We start from the raw sequence: 1,256 nt of genomic DNA on the forward strand, positions 1-1,256 counted from the left end.
GGCTCTTTTGAAATCCGAGTGGGTTATGCGGCATGGGGATTGATGCCTCGGAAGTCGAGCTTCCCGGCGATCAGGAACAGCACGGTGCGCATGGTTTCGAATCGGCCGTACCCACGCGCCTTGCGCTTGGCGGCCTGAAAAAGGCCATTGAGCGCCTCAAGGAATCCGTTGGTTCTCCGGGTCTGCGCCCATGCGACGATGCCGTCGAAGTGGCGGCGGATCATCCGCGCGACGTCTTTCATCGGCTCGACCTTGGAGCGCATGACGTTGCTGCACCATTGGCGCAGATGGCTTGAAACGACGTTGATCTGCTTGCGCTCGAGGATCTCGCGAAGGTGCTCCCGGTAGAGCCATGCACGTGCAGTGCGCTTCGTTGTGGCCTTGGCGATCAGTGCGTCGAGATCGCTGCGCTGCGCCGCATTGAGCCGATCACGGTCTTTCAGCAGCGACCAGCGTAGCCCCTTGAGCGCAGGATCCGTGCGCTGTTCCTGACGCCGCACCCTGTCCAAGGCCGCCGAGGCGTGTGCGACGACGTGGAACTTGTCGAAGGTGATGCGCGCCGCCGGCAGGTACTCGGTAACGCCGCGAATGTAGGCCGGCGACATGTCGATGCTGACCGACTCGATCTGCTCGGGCATGGCGTGATGGGCACGCAGATGATCGGCCAGGGTATCGAGCGTGTCGCTGCCACGCCCCGCGGCAACGAACACGACGGAGCGCCGGTCCGCATCGGCAGCCAAGGTCAGGTAGTGATGGCCGCGCTGGCACGAGGTCTCGTCGATCGCCAGCGCCTTCACCTCGGAAAGATCAAGCCCTTCCACCGCCAAGTCGACATAGCGCGAGCAGATCGCATGCACGCGATGCCAGGACTCGCCCACCAGACGGGCGACCGCAGCGAACGGCATCTGCCGGCTCAGCGTCAGTACGAGTGCCTCGAACAGCAAAGTGAACCCGGACAGCTTGCCCGCCCAATCAGGCTCGACCAGGGCAACACGCCCGTCGGGCAGCTTCAGGCGCGGCACGCGCACTTCCAGATAACAGTCGTGCTGGAAGAAGTTCAGGTGCCGGTAGCGCTTGGTCTGCGTGTCATGCACGGGATGCTCGCCGGGAACATCGGGATGCGCGAACCGACTGCCGGGCGCGAAATCGATGCCAATGGTCAAGCGCCTGCTGGCGGCATCGAAACCCGTCCCGCTCACGTACCACGGCGCGGCCACGCCAAGGGCGGCCTCAAAAAGCTGCTTCTCGCTCACGTT

1 protein-coding gene is annotated in these 1,256 nt (G+C 63.9%); it reads right to left on the bottom strand.

Annotated elements, in window-relative coordinates; all coding sequences use genetic code 11:
- Positions 1 to 23: 23 nt before the first annotated feature.
- Positions 24 to 1,253 (bottom strand): ISL3 family transposase, encoded by a 1,230-nt coding sequence (locus O9255_RS15235; protein ID WP_297867717.1) that lies wholly within the window; start codon positions 1,251 to 1,253, stop codon positions 24 to 26.
- Positions 1,254 to 1,256: the final 3 nt, after the last annotated feature.

Origin of the sequence: Silanimonas sp. (assembly GCF_027530345.1) — a bacterium.
In the GTDB taxonomy this organism is placed as follows: domain Bacteria; phylum Pseudomonadota; class Gammaproteobacteria; order Xanthomonadales; family Xanthomonadaceae; genus Silanimonas.